This is a genomic window from Coleofasciculus sp. H7-2 (assembly GCF_042747725.1).
Taxonomy (GTDB): domain Bacteria; phylum Cyanobacteriota; class Cyanobacteriia; order Cyanobacteriales; family FACHB-T130; genus FACHB-T130.
Genome location: NZ_JBHZGO010000003.1, coordinates 14,616 through 36,529, shown reverse-complemented (window position 1 = coordinate 36,529; position 21,914 = coordinate 14,616). Strand labels below are relative to the sequence as shown.

The 21,914-nt window shown below is 49.4% G+C and carries 20 protein-coding genes and 1 pseudogene; 11 read left to right on the top strand and 10 right to left on the bottom strand.

Annotated features, from left to right (window positions below):
- Nucleotides 1–2 precede the first annotated feature (2 nt).
- Nucleotides 3–272, top strand: coding sequence for a hypothetical protein (locus ACFW2W_RS00840; protein WP_378172013.1), 270 nt, complete (start codon nucleotides 3–5; stop codon nucleotides 270–272).
- Here the strand turns inward: ACFW2W_RS00840 and ACFW2W_RS00835 are convergent.
- The 6 genes from ACFW2W_RS00835 to ACFW2W_RS00810 form a co-directional block, all read right to left on the bottom strand.
- Nucleotides 210–4,442: a PAS domain S-box protein gene (locus ACFW2W_RS00835; RefSeq protein WP_378172011.1), complete on the bottom strand. Its 4,233-nt coding sequence runs from the start codon at nucleotides 4,440–4,442 to the stop codon at nucleotides 210–212. The two genes, ACFW2W_RS00840 and ACFW2W_RS00835, sit on opposite strands and share 63 nt — an antisense overlap.
- An 81-nt stretch (nucleotides 4,443–4,523) precedes the next feature.
- The gene (locus ACFW2W_RS00830; RefSeq protein WP_378172008.1) at nucleotides 4,524–5,612 is read right to left on the bottom strand and encodes a WD40 repeat domain-containing protein; all 1,089 of its coding nucleotides are present in this window, start codon (nucleotides 5,610–5,612) and stop codon (nucleotides 4,524–4,526) included.
- Nucleotides 5,609–6,043: a heavy metal-responsive transcriptional regulator gene (locus tag ACFW2W_RS00825; protein ID WP_378172005.1), complete on the bottom strand. Its 435-nt coding sequence runs from the start codon at nucleotides 6,041–6,043 to the stop codon at nucleotides 5,609–5,611. The genes ACFW2W_RS00830 and ACFW2W_RS00825 overlap by 4 nt, the downstream gene beginning before the upstream one ends.
- A 27-nt stretch (nucleotides 6,044–6,070) precedes the next feature.
- Nucleotides 6,071–6,364 (bottom strand): hypothetical protein, encoded by a 294-nt coding sequence (locus ACFW2W_RS00820; protein WP_378172002.1) that lies wholly within the window; start codon nucleotides 6,362–6,364, stop codon nucleotides 6,071–6,073.
- Between the two features lie 221 nt (nucleotides 6,365–6,585).
- On the bottom strand, nucleotides 6,586–6,756 hold the full coding sequence (locus tag ACFW2W_RS00815; protein WP_378171999.1) for a hypothetical protein: 171 nt from the start codon (nucleotides 6,754–6,756) through the stop codon (nucleotides 6,586–6,588).
- A gap of 104 nt (nucleotides 6,757–6,860) precedes the next feature.
- Nucleotides 6,861–7,079, bottom strand: a complete 219-nt coding sequence (locus ACFW2W_RS00810; protein WP_378171996.1) for a molybdopterin-binding protein — start codon at nucleotides 7,077–7,079, stop codon at nucleotides 6,861–6,863.
- A gap of 340 nt (nucleotides 7,080–7,419) precedes the next feature.
- Between ACFW2W_RS00810 and ald the strand changes: the two genes are divergently transcribed.
- From ald to ACFW2W_RS00795, 3 genes are all read left to right on the top strand, one after another.
- Nucleotides 7,420–8,508 carry an alanine dehydrogenase gene (gene ald / locus ACFW2W_RS00805; protein ID WP_378171994.1) on the top strand — a complete coding sequence of 363 codons (1,089 nt, stop codon included), beginning with the start codon at nucleotides 7,420–7,422 and terminating at the stop codon, nucleotides 8,506–8,508.
- Nucleotides 8,509–8,683: 175 nt separating this feature from the next.
- Nucleotides 8,684–8,986, top strand: coding sequence for a hypothetical protein (locus ACFW2W_RS00800; RefSeq protein ID WP_378171992.1), 303 nt, complete (start codon nucleotides 8,684–8,686; stop codon nucleotides 8,984–8,986).
- Nucleotides 8,979–9,242, top strand: coding sequence for a type II toxin-antitoxin system RelE/ParE family toxin (locus ACFW2W_RS00795; RefSeq protein ID WP_378171990.1), 264 nt, complete (start codon nucleotides 8,979–8,981; stop codon nucleotides 9,240–9,242). The genes ACFW2W_RS00800 and ACFW2W_RS00795 overlap by 8 nt, the downstream gene beginning before the upstream one ends.
- Nucleotides 9,243–9,301: 59 nt before the next feature.
- Here the strand turns inward: ACFW2W_RS00795 and topA are convergent, their stop codons facing one another.
- Nucleotides 9,302–11,968: a type I DNA topoisomerase gene (gene topA, locus ACFW2W_RS00790; RefSeq protein ID WP_378171988.1), complete on the bottom strand. Its 2,667-nt coding sequence runs from the start codon at nucleotides 11,966–11,968 to the stop codon at nucleotides 9,302–9,304.
- A gap of 357 nt (nucleotides 11,969–12,325) precedes the next feature.
- Here topA and ACFW2W_RS00785 point away from each other — a divergent pair, with 357 nt between their 5' ends.
- On the top strand, nucleotides 12,326–12,637 hold the full coding sequence (locus tag ACFW2W_RS00785) for a hypothetical protein (RefSeq protein ID WP_378172104.1): 312 nt from the start codon (nucleotides 12,326–12,328) through the stop codon (nucleotides 12,635–12,637).
- Between the two features lie 347 nt (nucleotides 12,638–12,984).
- Here the strand turns inward: ACFW2W_RS00785 and ACFW2W_RS00780 are convergent, their stop codons facing one another.
- Nucleotides 12,985–13,503, bottom strand: a complete 519-nt coding sequence (locus tag ACFW2W_RS00780) for a Uma2 family endonuclease (protein ID WP_378172101.1) — start codon at nucleotides 13,501–13,503, stop codon at nucleotides 12,985–12,987.
- On the opposite strand from ACFW2W_RS00780, the gene ACFW2W_RS00775 reads away from it, so the two are divergent.
- The 4 genes from ACFW2W_RS00775 to cobJ all read left to right on the top strand — a co-directional run bounded on the left by ACFW2W_RS00775 (nucleotide 13,409) and on the right by cobJ (nucleotide 19,239).
- Nucleotides 13,409–13,765, top strand: a complete 357-nt coding sequence (locus ACFW2W_RS00775; protein WP_378172113.1) for a hypothetical protein — start codon at nucleotides 13,409–13,411, stop codon at nucleotides 13,763–13,765. The two genes, ACFW2W_RS00780 and ACFW2W_RS00775, sit on opposite strands and share 95 nt — an antisense overlap.
- 49 nt (nucleotides 13,766–13,814) lie before the next feature.
- Complete coding sequence (locus ACFW2W_RS00770) at nucleotides 13,815–15,431, top strand: NAD(P)H-quinone oxidoreductase subunit N (RefSeq protein WP_378171986.1); 1,617 nt, start codon at nucleotides 13,815–13,817, stop codon at nucleotides 15,429–15,431.
- 369 nt (nucleotides 15,432–15,800) lie between these two features.
- The gene (locus ACFW2W_RS00765) at nucleotides 15,801–17,048 is read left to right on the top strand and encodes a C1 family peptidase (RefSeq protein ID WP_378171984.1); all 1,248 of its coding nucleotides are present in this window, start codon (nucleotides 15,801–15,803) and stop codon (nucleotides 17,046–17,048) included.
- 91 nt (nucleotides 17,049–17,139) lie between these two features.
- The gene (gene cobJ / locus ACFW2W_RS00760; protein ID WP_378171982.1) at nucleotides 17,140–19,239 is read left to right on the top strand and encodes a precorrin-3B C(17)-methyltransferase; all 2,100 of its coding nucleotides are present in this window, start codon (nucleotides 17,140–17,142) and stop codon (nucleotides 19,237–19,239) included.
- Between the two features lies 1 nt (nucleotide 19,240).
- On the opposite strand, the pseudogene ACFW2W_RS00755 reads toward cobJ, so the two are convergent.
- A pseudogene (locus ACFW2W_RS00755) lies at nucleotides 19,241–19,592 on the bottom strand (phage holin family protein).
- 121 nt (nucleotides 19,593–19,713) lie between these two features.
- Here ACFW2W_RS00755 and ACFW2W_RS00750 point away from each other — a divergent pair.
- Nucleotides 19,714–20,205 (top strand): pentapeptide repeat-containing protein, encoded by a 492-nt coding sequence (locus ACFW2W_RS00750; RefSeq protein ID WP_378171980.1) that lies wholly within the window; start codon nucleotides 19,714–19,716, stop codon nucleotides 20,203–20,205.
- Nucleotides 20,202–21,401, top strand: coding sequence for a 5-(carboxyamino)imidazole ribonucleotide synthase (locus tag ACFW2W_RS00745; protein WP_378172098.1), 1,200 nt, complete (start codon nucleotides 20,202–20,204; stop codon nucleotides 21,399–21,401). Before ACFW2W_RS00750 ends, ACFW2W_RS00745 begins: the two co-directional genes overlap by 4 nt.
- Here ACFW2W_RS00745 and ACFW2W_RS00740 read toward each other — a convergent pair.
- Complete coding sequence (locus ACFW2W_RS00740) at nucleotides 21,376–21,744, bottom strand: hypothetical protein (RefSeq protein ID WP_378171978.1); 369 nt, start codon at nucleotides 21,742–21,744, stop codon at nucleotides 21,376–21,378. The genes ACFW2W_RS00745 and ACFW2W_RS00740 overlap by 26 nt on opposite strands.
- Nucleotides 21,745–21,914: the final 170 nt, after the last annotated feature.

The following is a 21,914-nucleotide window of genomic DNA, read 5'->3' as shown; positions in this document are numbered from 1 at the left end:
CCATGACTCAACGACTCAAGCGGTGGGAATCTCCCCGCCGAGAGGGAAGAAACGACAAAGGGAAAGGTGGCTCCGCCAGGGCGAGACAAATTAGAAAGCAACAGAAGATGTTGCGGAAGAAGCTAAAAGACCAGGGTGCATCTGAAAATAGTCAAGATTCGAGGAGAGGGAAGATTAACTTCCCTCTCTTTTTTTGTGTGCAATTCCAATTAAGTGAGACCTTGGCAAATGGGAATCTCAATCCAAAACTCCGCTCCTTGTCCTGGTTTTGAGACACACTTTAAAATGCCACCGTGCTTCTCCACCACAATTTGATAACTGATGGATAATCCCAGACCTGTGCCTTTCCCCACAGGTTTAGTCGTGAAGAAGGGGTCAAACAGACGGGCTTTTACTTGCTCGGTCATTCCCGACCCATTATCAGCAATCCGAATGGCGACATGGGAATTGACAACCTGGCTGCGAATAGTAACGATCCGAGGAAGGGGTTGGGTTTCCAGAGCGTCAAAAGCATTGTTCAGGAGGTTCATAAACACCTGATTCATCTGCCCTGCATAGCACTCCACAAGAGGGAGGTTGCCATACTCTTTGACAATCTGAATGCCTGGACTGTCGGGTTTGGCTTTCAGACGATTTTGCAAGATCAGCAGGGTGTTATCAATGCCCTCATGGATGTCCACCTCTTTCATTTCGGCTTCATCCAGCCGCGAGAAATTCCGCAAACTTAGTACAATCTGACAGATGCGGTCTGTTCCCATCTTCATCGAACCCAGAATTTTGGGGAGGTCTTCCACCAGGAAATCCAGGTCAATCGCCTCGGTCTCATCTTGAATTTCCGGGACTGGATGGGGATAGTGCTGCTGGTAAAGGCGGAGAAGATTGAGTAAGTCTTGGGTGTATACGTTGGCGTGGGTGAGATTGCCGTGGATGAAATTGACGGGATTGTTAATTTCGTGAGCAACGCCAGCGACCATCTGACCCAAACCGGACATTTTTTCGCTCTGAATCAGTTGGGCTTGGGTTTGTTGCAACTGGTGCAAGGTTTGCTGTAGTTGTTGAGCTTTTTGTTGGGCTTGCTGGGCAGAGTCTTGGGATTGGGCGTAGAGTTCGGCTTGGAAAAGTGCGATCGCTAGTTGATCCGTCACTGCTTGCAAGAGTTCTACTTCATCGTCACTCCAAAGTCGAGATCCACGATGATGTCCGCAGATGAGCAAACCAATCTCACCAGAAGGTGTCTGAATCGGCAGTGCCAGTATCGCGGTGTAGCCAGAACCCATATAGAGTTCCTGCTCTCCTGAATCGGTGGCAGTCGTCAGATCGTCAACACGGAGCATTTCTCGGTTGATGAACTTCTGCGTGACAGAATTTTCCGGCGCTGGGTAGTGACCCAGGAAGCTCGGTAGCGCCGGTATCTTCGCTTCTTTCACCACGTCCCAGGCAGGTTCCTCTGCAAATGGTCGATACCAAACAAATAAGCATCGGTCAATTTGCAACAAACTGCGGGTCTCCTCCACGGCAGTTTCCAGAATGGTATTTACGTCCAGAGAGTTGCGGAGCAGGTTTGCTAGTTGGTTGAGCAGTTCCTCTCGTTGGGCGAGTTGTCTAAATTGTGCTTCCGATTGCCGCAACGCCTCCTCTGCCTGCTGGCGCTGAGTGATATCGCGGACAATGACCATGATTTGGTTTTCCAGCAACGGCACAAGCCTAGCTTCATAACTTTTATCTTCGTTCTCACTCGGTAGAGAATACTCAAGGTGTACGGATGCGGGACTGTGCGCCCCTAGGGAGTTTTTCTGCAACACCTGAAGAATGCCTTCGTCAAACTGGTGTCCGATGTGGGGGGGCAGAATATCTTGCATTCGCTTGCCGAGGAATACTTCCGGTGGAATGTACAGATTTCCCGTCCCGATTTGTCCGGCGTTGTAGTCCAGAATAGTGCCATCAGAGTTGAGCCGAAAGTACAAATCGGGAAAAGCTTGAAAAACTGCTTTCAGCTCCGAAGTTGTTTGGCGTAATTGCTCCTCTGAGAGCTGGCGATCGCTAATATCTAGCCCGATGCCACATAGCTTAATCACCTGACCCTGCGAATTCAAAATCGGCTGCCCTTTAGAGAACATATATCCGATCGCACCGTCAGGCAGCAAAGTCCGGTTGTCGAATTCATAAGGCTTGCCTTCGGTAATTGCCAACTCAACTGCTTTTGCAAAGACTTCCCGATCATCCGGATGAACTTTTTGTAAAAGATCTTCGTAACTCGGTACAGTTTGGTTCGGCTCCATCCCCCAAAGGCGGAACAGTTCCTCCGACCAAGCGATTTCTCCAGTTGCGAGATCGAATTCCCAACTGCCGACGTGGGCGACTTTTTGAGCTTCTGCAAGTCTGGCTTGGCTTTGGCGGAGGGCTTCCTCTGCCTGTTTGGCGGGAGTGATGTCGCGGGCGATCGTAGAGAGAAATTCAACCGCTCCGTTTTCCCCTTTGTGCGCCATAATTACTTGCGAGACGGGAATCTCATTGCCGTCGCAGGACTGAAAAGCAGTCTCGCCACTCCACACTCCGTCCTTGATGGCAGCAGGCACACCTTCAGCTAGCATCATTTCAGCTGCACTCTTGGTGGAGAGTTCAGAGATATGTTTGGTTGAGAGGTCTTCATCTTCTTCAATCCCCAACATTCTTCGACCAGCGCCGTTGATGTAGAGTACATTACCTTGGGCATCAGAGGTGCCTACAAAGTCAGGTGTTGCTTCTAAGATTGCGGTCAATCTTGCCTGAGTTTTTTCTGCCTGTTTGCGATCGCTGATGTCATGCATCGCCACGACTGCACCTAGTTTTTTTCCCTGAGCATCAACGATCGCTTGTCCGCTAGCGAGTAGGGTGCGGATTTTTCCTTGCTTCGGGGCGATGATCATTTCTACTTCCCGAACCGTCTCTCCCCAAAACGCTCTAAACAACGGAATATCTTCCGTTTTCATCAGTGTTTTCCCATCGGGCAGATATAAATCAAAGTGTTCTGCCCATCGATCGGCAGGAAGTGCTTGTTCCGGCAACCCATGAAACTCTTGTGTCGCCCGATTAAATAGCGTTAAAACTCCATTGGCGTCACAAGCGACAATGCCGTCTGCCAAGTTATTAAGCAATGCATTTAAAAATTCTCTTTCTTTGTATAAAGCTTCCTCTACCCGCTGGCGCTCAGTCATCTCGTCTTCTAGCTGCTGGAGGGTATGCCTTAATTGGGCGGTGCGTTCCTCGACTCGGATTTCGAGAGCTTCATTCGCCTGTTTTAGTGCTTCTTCTGCTAACTTGCGATCGCTGATATCAACGAAGGTGACAACAGCACCTTTGATTTCCTCACCCTCAAGGATCGGATAAGACGAATACTCGGCAGCAAAAGCAGTCCCATCCCGCCGCCATAGAACTTCGTTGTCTATCCGGCAACTGTTTCCTTTGCGAACAGCACAAAAAATCGCACACTCAACACTTGGATAGAACGAGCCATCGCTGCGACTGTGATGGATTAACTCGTGCATCTCCTTGCCCATCACTTCATCAGGCTGGTATCCCAGCATCTGAGCCGCCGCTTTGTTGATGAAGGTACAACGTCCTTGTAAATCAATGCCGTAGATGCCTTCCCCGGTCGATTGCAGCAGCAATTGGATGTGATTAGCTAATTGCGATCGCTCTTGTTCTGTTCGCTGACGCTCGGTGATGTCCTTCATAAAACAGTGATGACCCATAAATCGCTGCTGCTCATCGTAATCGCAGATCATCACCACTTGCTTATAAAAAATAGAGCCATCTTTACGGATGCCCCTAGTTTCAGCTTCTACCTTGCCATCCACAAGCATTTTGTGATAAGCGGCGATCAGCTTGTCGAGTTCTTCAGGATGGACAGTTCGCTGCCATTCCATGCCAATCATTTCTTCAGGCTCGTAACCGGCTGCATTGGCGTAGGCTTTATTGACAGTAACGTAGCGCCCTTGAGTGTCTAGCCGAGAAATTCCTTCGACAGCATTTTCTAAGACAGCTCCTAAATTGCGGAGTTTTTCTTCAGCAGGTTTGCGATCGCTAATGTCACGAACCACTGCATACAGCAAATCTTCTTCGGTGGAGACAGCAGAAGTCCATAATAGCCATTTATAGGAGCCGTCTTTGCACAGGTAGCGATTCTCAAAAGAGATTGTTTCCACGCCTGTAGCCAGCTTCTGTACTTCGGTGAAGGTTGCTTCCCTATCTTCAGGATGAACAAACTCCATAAACGGTTGGCTTAAGAGTTCTTTGTTAGTAAAACCCAGGGTTTTTTCCCAGGTAGGATTTAGGTGCTTGAAGTAGCCATCCAACCCGGCGATACAAAGCAGCTCCAGCGAGAGATTGAAGAAACCCGCCTCTGCCGATTTGTACCCGTTAACGCTCTTTTTCTTTAGTTTGTCGCTATCATGGGTCAACACTTTGGTTTACTTCCTTCGTCTCAGATGGAACTGAACTTAGTTTTCCCAAAAGCTGAATCAAAAATTGCTATTACCAAAGGCTCAGGGAGAAGCAACTTGCCAAATTTTAATGGTTCTGTCAAAGCCGCCACTCGCCAGGGTTCGCCCATCGGGACTAAACGCAACCGATTTTACCCAATCGGAATGTCCCACCAGCAAGGCAATCAGTTCGCCCGTTCTCAAGTTCCACAAGCGGACGCCATCCCGACTAGCAGTAGCAAGGACTTCTCCAGAAGGATTAATCGCGATCGCCCTAATCCATCCTGTATGTCCGGAGAGTGTGTAAAGCAATTGCCCGGTGTTAAAATTCCAAACTTTGATGGTGCGATCGTAGCTGCCACTAATCAGAGTATTTCCATCCGGCGCGAACGCTAAGGTACTGATTGCACCGCTATGTCCCGACAATGAATCAATAAATCTTCCACTCTTGAGATCCCACAGCTTAATCGCGGTATCTTTGCCTCCACTCGCCAGAATCTCCCCATTGGGATTCGTGGCAACTGCATAAGTTTGGTTATCGAAACGCACCAGGTTGTAAATCGGGCGCTGCGTTCTCAAATTCCAGACTCGAATGCCATCCAAGGCACCCGTCACCAGCATTTCACTATCCGAGGTAATCGCCGCCGACAGAATGTTACTCGTATGATCCAGAAAGGTACGGGTATATTTTCCAGTCTTCCAATTCCATAAATTCAGCGAGGAGTCATTGCTACAACTCGCCAGGATTTCGGAATTAGGACTCATGGCAAGGGTCATCACTGCCCTACTATGCGCCCTGAGGCTACCCACTTCTTTCCAACTTCTGACCCACCAAAACTTGATTCTGCCGTCATTGTCGCTACCCCCGCTGAAGAGAAATTTCCCATCTGGTGTGAAGGTCAAGGAATCAATGGTCGCCTTGTGACCTTTGAGCGTGCGGAGGAGTTTAACGTTTCTCCAAGCTTCAGCTTGCGGGATCTGGGCTGGGGCGTCAGACGGCGCAGCTGGCTGGATTACTGTCTCGGCGGAGGCTGGGAGAGGCTGACTGGCAAGGGCGAAACAATAAAAGCTAAAAGGTAAAAATGCAAAACTCAGAATTTTTTCTTTGCATAAGTGCCTTTTTACTTTTGCCTTACTCGCCAGAGGTTTCATGGTGCTGATTGAATATTGGGGCAGATAGTATGATCGATCTGGTGAGCGGGCGGTCGGTCTTGCCAACCAGAGATTAGCCCTTCTAGCTCGCTCTTGAGGATTTCTAGCGATGCGATTTGTTCGGCGATCGCCTCTACTTTCGCGTGCAGCAGCTGCTTCAAGGCACCGCAGGGTAGCTGCCCCCGATCGTGAACCGTTAAAATTTCTTGAATTTCGCTAAGAGTTAGTCCGAGTGCTTGCGATCGCTTGATGAATGCCAGTCGATTGACGATCTCACGATTAAAAAGACGATAGCCGGAAGCTGTCCGCTTTACCGTCGGTGCTAAAAGACCAATATCTTCGTAATAGCGAATGGTTTTGACAGGCAGACCACTCCGAGCGGCAACTTCACCGATTTTAAGCCATTCAATGGAAACAGAAGTGGCAATCATAGTTGTCAGAAAATCCCACCCAAAGGTTTACTGATTTGGATGGTGCTTGGAGGCACTCAGCATGGGCAGGACAGGACGAGAGGATTGGGGGGGAAGAAAGTGTTTTGCAGTTTGGGGGATTGGTTCGACTTCTTTTCCCTGCGTTTGCCACCAACGTAGAGCGATCGCTGCCCCCACTGTCAAGACTCCGAAACTAAACAAACCCCAGCTTTCATCTACGCCGCCAATCACTGCATCTACAGCACCAACTATCACCACAAAGCTGGAAATTGGCTCTTTACGATAGGCTGACTTTAAAAATCTAGGCCACAAAGCATTCATCACGACTTGCTCTATTCCGTTATTCTTTAATCTAATTTCAGGTTATCTCATTCAGGAGTCAGGAGTCAGGAGGCAGAAGTCAGAATCATTTTTGGATTCTAAACTTCATCCTTTATCCCACCCTTCGGCAAGGGCAAAGCCCTACATCCTGCAAAAGTTGTACTAGACCGAGGAAAGCCTGTACGGGTTGCCGATTACCAAGGGCGTAGAAGAGCGCTTTTTTATTGCAAGCCCAGCCAGGATAGCACCCCTTGACCCGTGACATATTCAACGATCGCCGTCAGCAAAAAGCCGATCATTGCGGCTCGACCATTCAATCGTTCTGCGTAATCATTGAAGCCTAACTTGGGTTCTTCCAGCTTAGGAGTGGTGGTAGGTTGAAGTTGTGTCATAGCTTTGGCAATCCTTGCCCCTTGATGGGTTTACAATTCGTTATATATTGTCTTCTATTGTAGAGGTGCTAAGCCTTGAGTCAAGGGCAAAGCAGATAGAGTTGCTAATCAACCTCTTTGATCACCATGATTTCAGTCGCCTTGATCAGGGCAGTCACTTCATCGCCAACCGAAATTTGCAGATTTTCTGCCGAACGACGAGTAATCACCGCGTCAATCAAGTTATCTCCCACCTGAATCGTCACCTCGGCGAGAATATCACCCAGTTGAATAGCAGTAACTTTACCCGTAAGTTGATTCCGTCCGCTAATTTGCATCGTCATCTTGGTGTTTCCAAATCCTTTGGATAAGGTACCCGTCTTGATTGTTACAGCATTCCTGTGAAGTAAACCGAAAATTTTTGGGAGTCCTAAATAAATAAGTAATCATGGGATCAGGGGAGAGAGGGAGTTTCAGGAGAGGGAGTAACCAATTCCTGATTCCCGATTAGCCGCCCGTCCCGATCGATGCGCGAATTACCCAAACCAAAAACCGCTTTACTTGAGAAGTTGTCAGTCCAATTTCTCACTCGCCCCTTCAGGGAGGTAATTCCCAATGCAACGAGTCACTTGGTGTGGCACCTATAGTCAATTCAATACATAGCCGAGCAATTGAGGTATATAAATGGAAATTGGCGTTCCCAAGGAAACCAAAGATCGTGAATTTCGGGTGGGGTTAAGTCCTAGTAGCGTCCGGGTGCTGAGTGAAAACGGTCACGCGATTTTTGTAGAAACTGCGGCTGGTGATGGTGCTGGTTTCGCTGATGAAGATTATATTCTTGCCGGGGCGAAAATTGTCCCAGAAGCGAAGGACGCTTGGAACCGAGAACTGGTGGTTAAGGTGAAAGAACCGCTGAAGCCAGAGTACCAGTTTCTCCAGAAAGGGCAGATGCTGTTTACTTATTTACACTTGGCAGCAGATCGGGGGTTGACCGAGCATCTGATTGATTGTGGCGTCAGCGCGATCGCTTACGAAACTGTAGAACTACCCGATCGAAAATTGCCCCTGCTTACCCCCATGAGCATTATCGCCGGTCGCCTCGCCGTACAGTTCGGGGCACGGTTTTTGGAGCGCCAGCAAGGAGGTCGGGGTATTCTTCTGGGCGGCATTCCCGGTGTCAGACCTGGTAACGTGGTGATTTTAGGCGGCGGTGTCGTTGGCACCGAAGCGGCTCGAATGGCGGTAGGCATGGGTGCCCGCGTCCAGATTTTGGATGTGAATGTCGAGCGGTTGGCGTATCTGGAAACCCTCTTTGGCTCCAGAGTTGAGCTGCTCTACAGTAACTCCCTGCAAATAGAAGCGATCGTTTCGGAAGCCGATTTACTTGTCGGCGCGGTTTTAGTCCCTGGGCGTCGCGCCCCTATCTTGGTGCCTCGGACTTTGGTACAAAAAATGCGTCCCGGTTCGGTAATTATCGATGTGGCAGTCGATCAGGGCGGTTGTGTCGAGACGTTGCGACCAACTACCCACACGAATCCCACCTACATTGAGGAAGGCGTCGTCCACTACGGCGTCCCGAATATGCCGGGAGCCGTTCCCTGGACAGCAACTCAGGGACTTAACAACAGTACTTTACCCTACGTCCTGAAGCTGGCGAACCAAGGGATGAAAGCTCTAGAACTCGACCCAGTTTTGGCAAGGGGCGTCAACGTGCAGAATCACCGCCTGGTTCATCCTGCCGTGCGCGAAGTGTTTCCCGATTTAGCTGATTAAATAACAGTTACCACCTACCCCCCTTAAAAGGGGGGTAATTACATCTATCGCTGGGAAGAAAGGGAAAGCGATCGCATCTTTTATTTCAATTTCTAATCTGGTTTTATACCCTTTCCCTGCTGGCATTCTACAGTTATTTATAAATAGGTCTAATAACAAAGGAAAATACCAAACTATGCGCGGCGTTCAATTTTTAACTGACCATCAAGATAAGAAAACTGCTGCACTTATTGACCTAAAAGAACATAGTGCATTTTGGGCAGATGTTCTCGAAGAGGTGGGCGAACCGACAGATTTTCAGTTTTTAATGAATGACCAAGGTGAAAAAATTGCCGTCCTCCTTGACTTCGAGAAACACGGCGAACTGTGGGAAGATGTCTATTTTGGTCTGATTACCGAAGATATAGAGGATGAACCGGGCATACCTTGGGAAGAATTTAAACGCGAACTAGAATCAAAAAGGAATTTGAGTGTCTGATTACCAAGTCACCATTCAACCATCAGCCCAAAAACAGCTTAACTCACTTCCCGCTGAAATTATTAGCAGGATTGAACCAAGAATTATTGGTTTAGCAAATGATCCCCGTCCAGATGACTGTCGCAAGTTAAAAGGTAGACAAAATCGATGGCGAATTCGGGTTGGGGATTACCGGATTATATACAGCATTGATGATGAAACTTTCACCCTATATATACTGACAGTAGCTCATCGGAGAGAAGTGTACGACAGGTAAGGCAAGCGATCGCTTTCATTTTTTCAAAAGCGCGATCGCTTCTTGCCACCGGAAAGAGACTAAGATTTTTTCTTAGTGCTAGTTGTTGCCGTCGTCTTTTTAGCGGTTGTCTTCTCAGTGGTGGTCTTTTTGGCAGATGTTCCACTCTTAGTTGATTTGCGACTAGATTTTGTTGTGGCCGCCTTCGCTGCCAATGCTTCCAACGCTTTTTCCATCGTCAACCCTTCCACAGATTCCCCTTCTGGCACAGAAGCATTCGTCTTCCCATGCTTAATATAAGGGCCATAAGGGCCATCGTAGATATTCACGGGTTCCCCATCAGCGGGGTGAGTCCCCAGTTCTCGTAACGGTTCCTTAGACTTGCTGCGAGTACCGCCGCGTCCCTTCTTCGGTTCAGCTAGCAGCTCGACTGCACGTTCGATGTCAATTGTCAATACATCGTCACTGGCTTTCAGGGAGCGATACTCCTTGCCCTCCTTGCCTTGGTCGTGGACGACGTAAGGACCAAAGCGTCCCAATCCTGCCTGGACTTTGCCGCTAGTTTCTGGGTGAATGCCCAAAGTACGCGGCAGAGATAGCAAGCCAACTGCCATATCCAGCGTCACATCCTCAATAGTGACACCCTTGGGTAGAGAGGCGCGTTTGGGTTTTTTGTTCTCCTCTGTGGCATCACCCAGTTGGACGTAGGGGCCGTAAGTGCCTATTAGCACGTAAATCGGTTCGCCGGTTTCCGGATGCAAGCCGACTTTATCGGGGCCTTCTGTTTTCTGCTGTAGCAGCGTCTCAATTAGCTCAGCGTGGATGTCTGAGGGGGTAAGATCCTTAGGAAGCGAGGCTTTCACTGGCCCAGAGCCATTTACAGCTTCGATGTAGGGGCCATATTGACCAATCCGGACTTTCGCCCCACCGAGATCGTCCAATTCGATGGTACGGGCAGATGCCGCATCAATCTCATTTTCCCGTTCCTTGACTTGGGTTGCCAGACCCGTTTCTCCGAGATAGAACTTTTTCAGGTATGGCAGCCATTTGGCTTCCCCAGTGGAAATTTCATCCAGGGTTTGCTCCATTTTGGAGGTGAAGCTGGGATCGACCAAATCGGGAAAGTGTTGTTCTAGCAGACTGGTGACGGCAAAGGCGGTGAAGGTAGGAACGAGGGCGTTGCTATTCATCTGGGCATAGCCTTTCTCGATAATCGTGCCGATGATGCTGGCGTAGGTGCTGGGACGTCCGATGCCTTCGCTTTCCAGAGTTTTGACTAGGGAAGCTTCCGTGTATCTTGCCGGTGGCTGAGTTTCGTGACCGATAGATTCTAACTTTTTGCAGGTCGGGCGATCGCCTTTTTTGAGAGTTGGTAAGATGACTTCCATGTCTTCTAGTGCCGCATGGGGATCGTCCGATCCTTCCACGTAGGCGCGTAAGAAGCCGTGAAAGTCAATCCGCTTGCCGCTAGCCCGAAAACCGGCATCTTCGACTTGCAACTGCACGGTAATTTGAGTTTGGCGAGATTCTGCCATTTGGGTGGCGACGGTGCGCTTCCAAATCAGGTCATACAGAGCGAATTCCCGACCGCTTAAGCCGGTTTCCTGGGGAGTGCGGAAGCTGCTACCAGCGGGGCGAATGGCTTCGTGAGCTTCTTGAGCGCCCTTGCTTTTCGTGGTGTACTGACGGGGTTCCGGGCTGAGGTATTGCTTGCCGTACATTTGCTCGACACAACTGCGAGCGGCAGCGATCGCTTGCTGCGACAAATGCACCGAATCTGTCCGCATATAGGTAATATACCCCTGCTCGTACAAACTCTGGGCAGTTCGCATCGTGTCGCGGGCAGATAAATGTAGTTTCCGATTCGCCTCCTGTTGTAGCGTCGAAGTTGTAAACGGCGGTAAAGGTTTGCGAGTAACAGGACGCTCCTCTAAGTCAGCCACCGTCCAGCTTTTATCCGCCAGTCGCGTCTCTAAACTTCTCGCTTCCGCTTCCGAGAGCAGAATCACATTGCGTCCGGCAATAATTTGTCCCGTGGCTTCATCAAAATCGCTGCCAGTGGCAATTCTCGTCCCTTTGAGGGCAACAAGTCGCGCTTCAAAGGATGTCTTGTCTTTGTTTAAGCTTGCCTTGAGATCCCAGTAACTGCCTTGGCGAAAGGCTCGGCGTTGGCGCTCTCGATTTACCAAAAGCCGCACTGCTACCGACTGCACCCGTCCCGCCGATAAGCCATAGGAGATTTTCTTCCACAAAAGCGGCGACAGCGTATATCCCACCAGTCGGTCTAATATCCGCCGCGTCTCCTGAGCGCGAACCACCTGCTCATCAATATTACGGCAGTTCTTGAGGGCGTCGCGGATGGCTTCCTTGGTGATTTCGTGGAAGACCATTCGCTTGATGGGAACCTTGGGCTTCAATAGCTGGAGCAAATGCCAGCTAATGCTTTCGCCTTCTCGGTCTTCGTCAGTTGCCAACACCAATTCATCAGCCTCTTTCAGGGCGTTTTTCAGCTGGGTGACAATTTTCTTTTTGTCGTTGGGGACGACATACAGGGGTTCAAAGTCCGCATCCACATTTACTCCCAGCTGCGCCCATTTTTCCCCTTTGTAGGCTTCGGGAATTTCTTTGCTGGATTGGGGCAGGTCGCGCACATGACCCATCGACGCCTCGACCCGGTAGCTGGAAGGCAAGAATTTACTGATGGTGCGTGCTTTGGTGGGAGATTCGACGATAACGAGGGTTGACATGGGAGCTTGGAGAAATAGCAGCTGGGCTGAACAGTCTAATTTAAATACTTTATGTCAGATGTCAAGAGCGATTGAGAGGATTTTATGCGGAAAACCGACGACTGAAGTCTTGATTCTGGCGTACCACGCCTGACGAGAGCAGGTTCCAAGAATGGCGGTAAATCGCATCAAGCAGCGATTCGCTCTCCCAAAGATAACTCGCTTTTTTAGAGCCGTTCGCGCCAGACTTAATTTAAAGCTATCTCAATGTTTAACTTATAGAGGATTGCAATGGCGACCTCCCTAAGTATTCGAGTTGTGCCAGAATGAATGCCAACATCAGGCTCAGACAGCTTAGCAGCATTTGGAGGAGAACCGATGCAACCGATTCGACAAGGCGATGTGATTTTACTCCCCCTGGGGCAAATCGAAGCAACTAAGGGTGGGGAAACCCCACTCCTACCTCACCTGACTTTAGCCGAAGGCGAGGTGACGGGACACAAGCACCGCATCAGCGACGGACAAGCGGAACTATACGAGAAAGATGGCACGCTTTATCTGCGCGTCTTTTCAGAGACGGCGACTTTAACTCACGAAGAGCATAAGGCTATTTCTATTCCCCAAGGCAGCTGGATGGTGCGAATTCAGCGCGAATATGAGCCTCAAGGATGGCGATATGTCGCAGATTAAGATTGAAAAGCTAACAAAGAATTAGAAGTAATTAAATTACATACTTGGCAGGAATACACCTTATTAGAAATAGATACTAATGTCGATGCCGAGCCAATTTATTTATTAAAAATGACTTGTCCCAGTACCGGACATATTCACACCTTGCGAGTGCCACCTAATATGAAATCAGCGCGTGAAACTATTCGCTAGGTAAATTGGGGAATCGATCCTGAAGAATTTGCAATGCAAACCTAAAACCCTCTCCAGACGCGATAACCCTTGTCTCTACAAGATGTGGGTTTTGCTTGTTGGCGGTTCGTTTCTTTAAACGCGAACTGACACTTTGGAGCGCTTCGCGATCGCGCTTACAACAAACGCAGCACAGGCAAGGTAAATCCAAGCACCACATCTTCACCATTCAAAACGGCTGTAGCGGGATACTGCGTAACCGAGCCATCTGCACGATACACCCAAGCTTGCTGATTTTGACGGTCAAACAACCATCCCAAACGCACCCCATTATCGATATATTCTCGCATCTTTGCCTGAAGCGTTTCTAAACTATCCGATTTAGAACGAATTTCTATGACAAAATCGGGAGCTAAATTTAAAAATCTATCTTCTTGCCGATCCCAATCTTCTGCCAAGCGTCCTTTAGCAACAAAAGCAGCATCTGGCGATCGCACTGCACTATTCGCTAATCTAAAACCACCGCTGGAACTAAACACTTCACCCAAATCGTGACTTTCTACCCAATTGAACAGATAAGCCATTGCTTTCGCCTCTCGATTGCTAGAAATTCCCCCAGTTGGCGGCATAATTACCAATGTCCCGTCAGCATTCCGCTCAAATCGCAAATCAGGATTTTTAGAACTGATTAGCATCAATTCTTCATCAGTTACAGTAGCCCAAGACTGTACCATTGCTTTTTGCCCTTGCAGAATCTCCAAACATATCAATGGCGTCACCTTTACAGAATCTCAGACAGGCGATCGCCTTACTAAGATTTTAGCGATCGCGCGATCGCCTCTTCCCTCTCTTCCCTCTCTTCCTTGGCGCTATGCAGCGTCTTCGCGGTTCATTTCTTTAAACGCGATCGCCCTCATCAACAATTCAAGCAACCGCGAACGCCATAAAATTAAATAATATTAAGAGTCTCAGTCTCTGTGCCTAAATACCCAAAACTATATATCTCATGAGTTTTGCTGAACTTGCAGCCCAGCTGAATGCTGGGACAATCTGGCCTGAAGGGATTTTAATTGTCACCCTTTTGGCGGTTCTAATCGTTGACTTGATTATCGGGCGGTCGTCCTCGCGCTTCACCCCCTATATAGCGATCGCGGGTCTACTCGCCTCTATCGTCGCCTTGTACTATCAATGGGGGAACACGAACACCATCGCCTTCTTGGGTAGCTTCAACGGTGACGCCATGAGTGTCGTCTTTCGCGGCATCATTGCTTTGTCTACCACCGTCACAATTTTGATGTCGATCCGCTACATAGAACAAAGCGGCACCTCCCTGGCGGAATTTATTGGGATTATGCTCAGCGCCACCATTGGGGGAATGATCCTGTCTGGTGCAGATGAGCTGGTGACGATTTTTGTCGCCTTAGAAACCCTCAGTATCTCGTCCTACCTGATGACGGGATACATGAAGCGCGACCCCCGTTCCAATGAAGCAGCGTTAAAATATCTGCTGATTGGCGCTTCGAGTACAGCAATCTTCCTCTACGGTGTCTCGCTGCTGTACGGACTATCGGGAGGAGAAACTAAGTTGAGCGCGATCGCCACTGGCATTGCCAACGCCAACGCTGACTTATCCTTAGGGTTGCTGATTGCATTAGTCTTTGCGATCGCCGGGATTGGCTTCAAAATTGCCGCCGTTCCCTTCCACCAATGGACACCCGACGTTTACGAAGGTTCGCCAACACCTGTCGTTGCCTTCCTCTCCGTCGGTTCAAAAGCCGCTGGATTTGCCCTCGCCATCCGGCTGATGGTGACAGCTTTCCCCCTCGTCACTCAAGAGTGGCATTTTGTCTTCACCGCCCTCGCAGTCTTGAGCATGGTACTGGGTAACGTAGTTGCTCTTACCCAAACCAGCATGAAACGTCTGCTGGCTTACTCTTCCATTGCCCAAGCTGGCTTCATCATGATCGGTTTGATTACCGGCACCGAGGACGGTTATGCCAGCATGGTATTTTACCTGCTGGTGTACCTGTTCATGAACTTGGGAGGCTTCGCCTGCGTGATTCTGTTCACCCTGCGAACGGGTACCGATCAAATTAGCGAATACGCGGGACTATATCAAAAAGATCCGCTTCTGACCTTGTGCTTGAGTATTTGTCTGCTGTCCTTGGGAGGGATTCCGCCCTTGGCTGGCTTCTTCGGCAAAATTTACCTGTTCTGGGCAGGTTGGCAGGCGGGTGCTTACGGCTTAGTCTTACTAGGGTTGCTCACTAGCGTCGTCTCGATTTACTACTACATCCGTGTCGTCAAGATGATGGTGGTAAAAGAACCGCAAGAAATGTCTGACGCCGTGAAGAATTATCCAGAAATTCGCTGGAATTTACCGGGAATGCGACCTTTGCAACTGACTTTAGTGCTGTCGTTAGTGGCGACATCCTTGGCAGGGATTTTGTCTAACCCGTTGTTTACCCTGGCGAATAATTCAATTATCCGCACGCCAATGCTGCAAGCATCGGTGCATAACACAGTAGCGACGCAAGACCTTGCTCCCTTAGAATCTAAGGTGACTGCGGCTGACTCGCTTAGTCAAATTCAGCCTCAGCTTGATTCCAGCGCCAAGATTTAACATACTGGCGTTGAGGTTGGGACGAGGGATGAGCGGGACTCTTTTCGCCTAAAAAATGTCAGGACTTACGCAAAGCTTATACATATAGTGTTTTTTCGGGTTCAATCCCTCGTGGTTGCCCCCAAATGTCGCGCAAGTTGCGTAAGTCCTGATGTCAATAGTCCTTTCTTAGGAAAACCCGGTTTCTTGAAGAAGCCGGGTTTCTGGTATTTGGGCGAAATGTAGCGTGTATTTTTGCTTTCGGGCGATCGCATCCACTGCCAGTTAGCATCCCTGGACGCTCATCAGGCGGACAGTTAGAATGATCAAGTAAATCTATCCTCAGATAGATGAACCGATCAAACGATAGCTGACGCTAGAGGTTGTTTTATGCCAAATCTGCGCTATTCGCCCAAACTTGCTTCCGTCCAGCATTCGACCAGCAAAAAGTTAAAATTGGGCGGCTATCGACCCGACACAAAGGATGCTAACGATAAGAAGTACGCGGCTCATCGATTTCAAGCCCAAAAGCTGCCGCCAAGGGTTGATTTGCGTCACTATCTGACTCCGGTAGAAGATCAGGGGGAAGTGGGAAGCTGCACGGGCAATGCGATGGCGGGAGCCTACGAGTACCTGGCAATGCGCCAACTCGGTACCGCCGGGGATGTGAGCCGGTTGTTTATTTATTACAATGCGCGATCGCTCGCCGGAGAAATTGCAGAAGACGCCGGAGCAACACTTCGCAATTGCATCCAGGTATTGCGAAAGATGGGCGCTTGTTCTGAGTTAACCTGGCCCTATCACCCAGAGCGGTTGTTTCACCGTCCCCACGACCAAGCTTATGAGGAAGCAACCCAATTCTTGATCGACGATGCTGAGCGAATTGAGATAGATTTGTATGCCATGAAGCATTGTCTAGCTGAGGGCTATCCGTTTGCCTTTGGGTTGCAGCTTTTCGATTCGTTCATGAGGGAGGGAAACAAAGGGATTCCCATGCCTAACCCAGAACGAGAGGAGTCTCAAGGTGGTCACGCAATGTTGTGCGTCGGCTACTCGGACAAAGATCGGGTGTTTGTTGTTCGCAATTCTTGGGGCGCAAACTGGGGAGACAAGGGATACTGTTACATTCCCTACGACTACATGACCAATCCCGAATATTGCGATGACTGCTGGACGATTCGCAGCGTCACCGACCTCGACTATAGCCGGGACGTTTGGAGCGATGATGACTTCTCGTTCTTTGATGACATTATCCCGTTGATTGCCGATGCTCTCGATATTTCAGACGGCGAGATCGGTAGTGACGAGGAAGAGTACGAAGAGGATATAGAAGCCGTCGCCGAAGACGAATACGTCGAAGATGAAGAGTACGAAGACGATATAGAAGCCGTCGCCGAAGACGAAGAATACGTCGAAGATGAAGATGAAGACGAGATAGAAGCCGTCGCCGAAGACGAAGAAGCTGTAGAGGAAGACGAAGATGAAGAATACGTCGAAGATGAAGACGAGATAGAAGCCGTCGCCGAAGAAGAATACGAAGACGAGGAATACGACGAAGAAGCTGTAGAGGAAGAATACGATGAAGATGCCGAGGAGCTAGAGGAAGACTACGACTCAGAAACCCTCGAAGAAGAGTAAAATCCGGAGAGCGAGTAGCGCTATAGCCTTTTGGACATACGCTTTGCGATCGCGCAAAATAATCGCTCTAGAAAACAACTCAAGACAATCGATGGTATTACTGTTAGGTGATTTTCAGCCATTAGCCGCGATCGCGACCACTCCCACGGGTGCCGAAAAACTACAGCCGCTTTGCCAATCCACTGGTGCTACTCTTTGGGTTCCAGAGTCTCTAACCGACGTTGTAGAGACAAAGGTTATCGCGTCAGCCCAGGTTTATCGCGGTTCCCTCAAAGACCACCTAGCGACCTTGTGGAATACACATCGGGGCTTTATTTTCTGCTTGGCATCTGGAGCCGTGGTGCGCTTGATTGCACCCTTATTGCAAGATAAATCCCGCGATCCAGCAGTGGTCGTGGTGGATGAAAATAGCCAGTTTGTGATTAGTCTGTGTAGCGGTCATCAGGGAGGGGCGGATCGGTTGGCACAAGCGATCGCGCTTACCATTGGGGCAACGCCAGTCTTGACAGGTGCCTCCGCTGGGTTAAAACTACCAGCAGTGGATATGCTGGGCGTTCCCTTTGGCTGGAGTCGAGGCGAGGGAGATTGGACAGGCGTTAGTGCAGCGGTGGCGAGAGGGGAACGGGTACAAGTCATTCAGGAAGCGGGTTCTACTTTATGGCAAAGTCATCTTCCTGAAAAACATCCATTCTATTTTGGGTTTCCGGAATCTACCGCCAGCCAATCAGAGATTGTTCAATCTAACCAGGAACCCGATCGTCCAAAATCATCCCCGGCGAGGATTTGGATTAGCCCCACCCGGCGACGATTTTCCTCAGAATCAGAGCTGCCAAAAGTCCAGTGGCATCCTAGAGTCTTGTGGGTGGGAATCGGCTGCGAACGAGGAACATCGAAAGAGTTGATAGAAACAGCGATTGGGCAGGTGTTTGAGAAAAATCACCTAGCGGAAGAAGCGATCGCCGGGATTGCCACCATCGATATTAAAGCTTCGGAAATTGGGTTAGTGGAATTATGCCGCGATCGCCACTTGCCTTTGCGAACTTTCTCGGCTGATATCCTCCGTTCCGTTAGCGTCCCCACTCCCTCAGCGGTTGTCGAAGCAGAAGTCGGAACGCCCAGCGTAGCAGAAGCCGCAGCAATTGTAGGGGCAGGTCTTGTACCTGCCCTCCATGAAGGTGTAGGGCACCTAGGGGCAGGTCTTGTACCTGCCCTCTATGAAGGTGTAGGGCACCTAGGGGCAGGTCTTGTACCTGCCCTCTATGAAGGTGTAGGGCACCTAGAGGCAGGTCTTGTACCTACCCTCTATGAAGGTGTAGGGCACCCACAAGGGGTGCTACTACGGGTGGCAAAACAAGTTTTTAAATTAGAAGGGCAACCAGGGGCAGTGACGGTAGCGATCGCTCAATCCGAACTAGAATATACGGGTCGCACGGGCTGTTTATTGCTAGTTGGTACGGGACCTGGAAAATTAGACCAAATGACCCCAGCGGCTCAAACTGCTGTATCCTGCGCTGACGCCATCATTGGTTACTCTCTCTATATCGATCTCATTTCTCCTTTGCTGCGTCCCGGACAGATTGTAGAAGCGTTACCGATTACCCAAGAACGTCAACGGGCAGAACGAGCCATAGAATTAGCTAATTGGGGATTAACCGTAGCGGTTGTTTCTTCTGGAGATTGCGGCATCTACGGCATGGCTGGGTTAGTCATGGAAGAACTCCAAGCCAAAGGCTGGGATGGCAAAACGCCAGGGGTGCAGGTGTTTCCGGGAATTACCGCCCTACAAGCCGCTGCGTCGCGGGTGGGTGCGCCTTTGATGCACGACTTCTGCGCGATTAGTTTGAGCGACTTGCTGACCCCCTGGGAGGTGATTGAAAAGCGCCTGAGTGCCGCCGCGCAAGCAGATTTTGTCACCGCACTTTATAATCCGCGATCGCAAACTCGAACCAAACAGATAGCGATCGCCCAAACTATCTTTCTGCAATACCGCGATCGCCACACGCCGGTAGCGATCGTAAAATCAGCTTATCGAGAAGACGAACAAATTACTCTGATTACACTTGACAAATTACTCGATACTCCGATCGATATGCTGACAACGGTACTGATTGGCAATAGCACTACTCGCACCCACGCCGATTGGATGATTACCCCACGCGGCTACTTAGGTTTTGACGCCGAAATCCGTTAATTTATTCAGCGTCTCTGTTGAACAAAAAGTTTAGCCCACTAGCCACCAGAGTCAGAACGATTGAACCTATCAAAGCAGGCACGAAACCAGCGACACTAAAACCGGGAGTAATCGCCCCAGCAATCAAAATTGTGATGGCGTTAATCACAAACAGAAACAAACCTAGCGTCACCAGCGTCAGCGGCAATGTCAAAATTACCAAAAGGGGTTTGACAATTGCGTTCACTAAGCCCAAAACAATCGCAGCAAGCAGCGCCGCCACAAAACTTGTGACGGCAAAACCGGGGACAATGTATGCAGTAATCATGATTCGCGATCGCTGTAACCAGCCAAGTCACCAAAAAGTATGGCATAAGCTTTCGTTAAACCTCGTTCACTCACAATTTTAAGGGTTTGTTCGCATCAGTAAAGGATTCCACAATACACTAACCTAAAAGATAGCCAACTCTATAGCGCGTTTTGAAACGCTTTTCTATGACCTTTCGGCAACTAGCTGCGTTCCTACTAACAATCGTTCTCTTCATCTGGGCATTCCCAGCACAAGCAGGAAACTACCCGCCTCCCTTGTCGTATAGCAATGCCGAACTGAAAGCCAAGGATTTCTCCGGTCAAATTTTGCAGGTGGCTGAGTTTTCCAACGCCAACATGGAATTCGCTAACTTTGAGGGTGCGGACTTAAAAGGGGCGATTTTTAGTGCATCGGTGATGACAAATGCTAATTTACACGGAGCAGATTTAACTAATGCAATGGTCGATCAGGTAAAACTCAACGGCGCGGATTTAAGCGATGCCGTTTTGGTGGAAAGTATCCTGTTGCGTACTATATTTGACGGTGTAAATATCGCTGGTGCCGACTTCACCGATGCAATTTTAGATGGGGCGCAAATAAAAGAACTCTGTATTAAAGCATCTGGTGTAAATTCTAAAACTGGTATAGCAACTCGTGAGTCTTTGGGGTGTCGATGAAGCGTGTAGGGGTGATTGGAGGGGGACAGCTAGCCTGGATGATGGCAGGTGCAGCGGAGGCGTTGGGGATTGAATTGGTGGTGCAGACGCCCAATCAGAACGATCCGGCGGTGGCGTTAGCGAAGCGTGCGGGAAGCGCGATCGCATCTTCCACCATTTTTGCCCCCATTGATGATGCTGCTGCTACAGCCGAGTTAGCGTCTCGCTGCGATGTCATTACTTTTGAAAACGAATTTATTAACCTGGAAGCTTTAGATTCACTTGTCCAGCAAGGCGTCTGCTTTCGCCCTAGTCTAGAAGTATTAGCCCCGCTGTTAGATAAATACGATCAGCGCTGCTATTTAGAAGATATAGGCTTACCAACTCCCAGTTTTATGACGCTTGAAGGAGAAGCCGGAAATCATCAAGTAAATCTTTCAAAATCATTCACTCACCCCTTGAACCTCAAAAACCTGGATTTTCCAGTCGTTCTAAAAGCCCGACGCGGCGGCTACGATGGTCAAGGCACTTTCATAATTAAAGATAGTCACGCCCTAGAGTCAACTTGGCAGCGACTGAAATATGCGCCAGTGTTGTTAGAAGAATTTGTGCCTTTTGAACGAGAATTAGCGATTATTGCCGCTCGTTCTGCCGCTGGTGAGATAGTGACTTACCCTGTAGTAGAAACTCAGCAGGAAGATCAAGTGTGTCGGCGCGTCTTGGTGCCAGCGGCAATTACGCCAACGGTGGAACAAGAGGTGAAAGCGATCGCTCATACGCTTCTAGATAGCCTGCAAGCAGTTGGCGTCTTCGGCATTGAGCTATTTTTAACCCCAGCCGGAAAAGTGTTGGTCAATGAAATTGCCCCCCGCACTCACAACTCCGGACACTTTACCCTTGATGCCTGCGAAACTTCCCAATTTGAACAGCAACTCAGAGCCGTCAGCGGTCTACCTTTAGGCAATCCTACCCTCAAAAGTGCGGGTGCCGTTATGGTAAATTTACTCGGTTACGAGCATTCCCAAAGCGATTATCTTGCCAAACGGCAACAGCTAGCCGAGTTGTCTCACGCTCACGTCCACTGGTACGGCAAAACCGAATCTCGTCCCGGTCGAAAACTCGGTCACGTCACCGTTTTACTAGAAACAGCCAACCGTTCTGAGGCAGAAGCGATCGCCCAAACCATCGAATCTATCTGGTATTCAAAAGAGGATTGAGGGAAGAGGGAAGAGGGAAGAGGACTGAGGGCTGAGGACTGAGGACTGAGGACTGAGGACTGAGGACTGAGGACTGAGGACTGAGAGAAGAGGATTCCTCTACTGTGCGACTTTGAGTTGAGACGCCTGGTTCCTCAGTCCTCAGTCCTTTCACCTCAGTCCTCAGTCCTTTCACCTCAGTCCTCAGTCCTTTCACCTCAGTCCTCAGTCCTTTCACCTCAGTCCTCAGTCCTTTCACCTCAGTCCTAAGTCCTTTCACCTCAGTCCTCAGTCCTTTCACCTCAGTCCTCAGTCCTTTCACCTCAGTCCTAAGTCCTTTCACCTCAGTCCTCAGTCCTTTCACCTCAGTCCTTTCACCTCAGTCCTTTCACCTCAGTCCTCAGTCCTTTCACCTCAGTCCTCAGTCCTTTCACCTCAGTCCTCAGTCCTTTCACCTCAGTCCTCAGTCCTTTCACCTCAGTCCTCAGTCCTTTCACCTCAGTCCTCAGTCCTTTCACCTCAGTCCTCATTCCT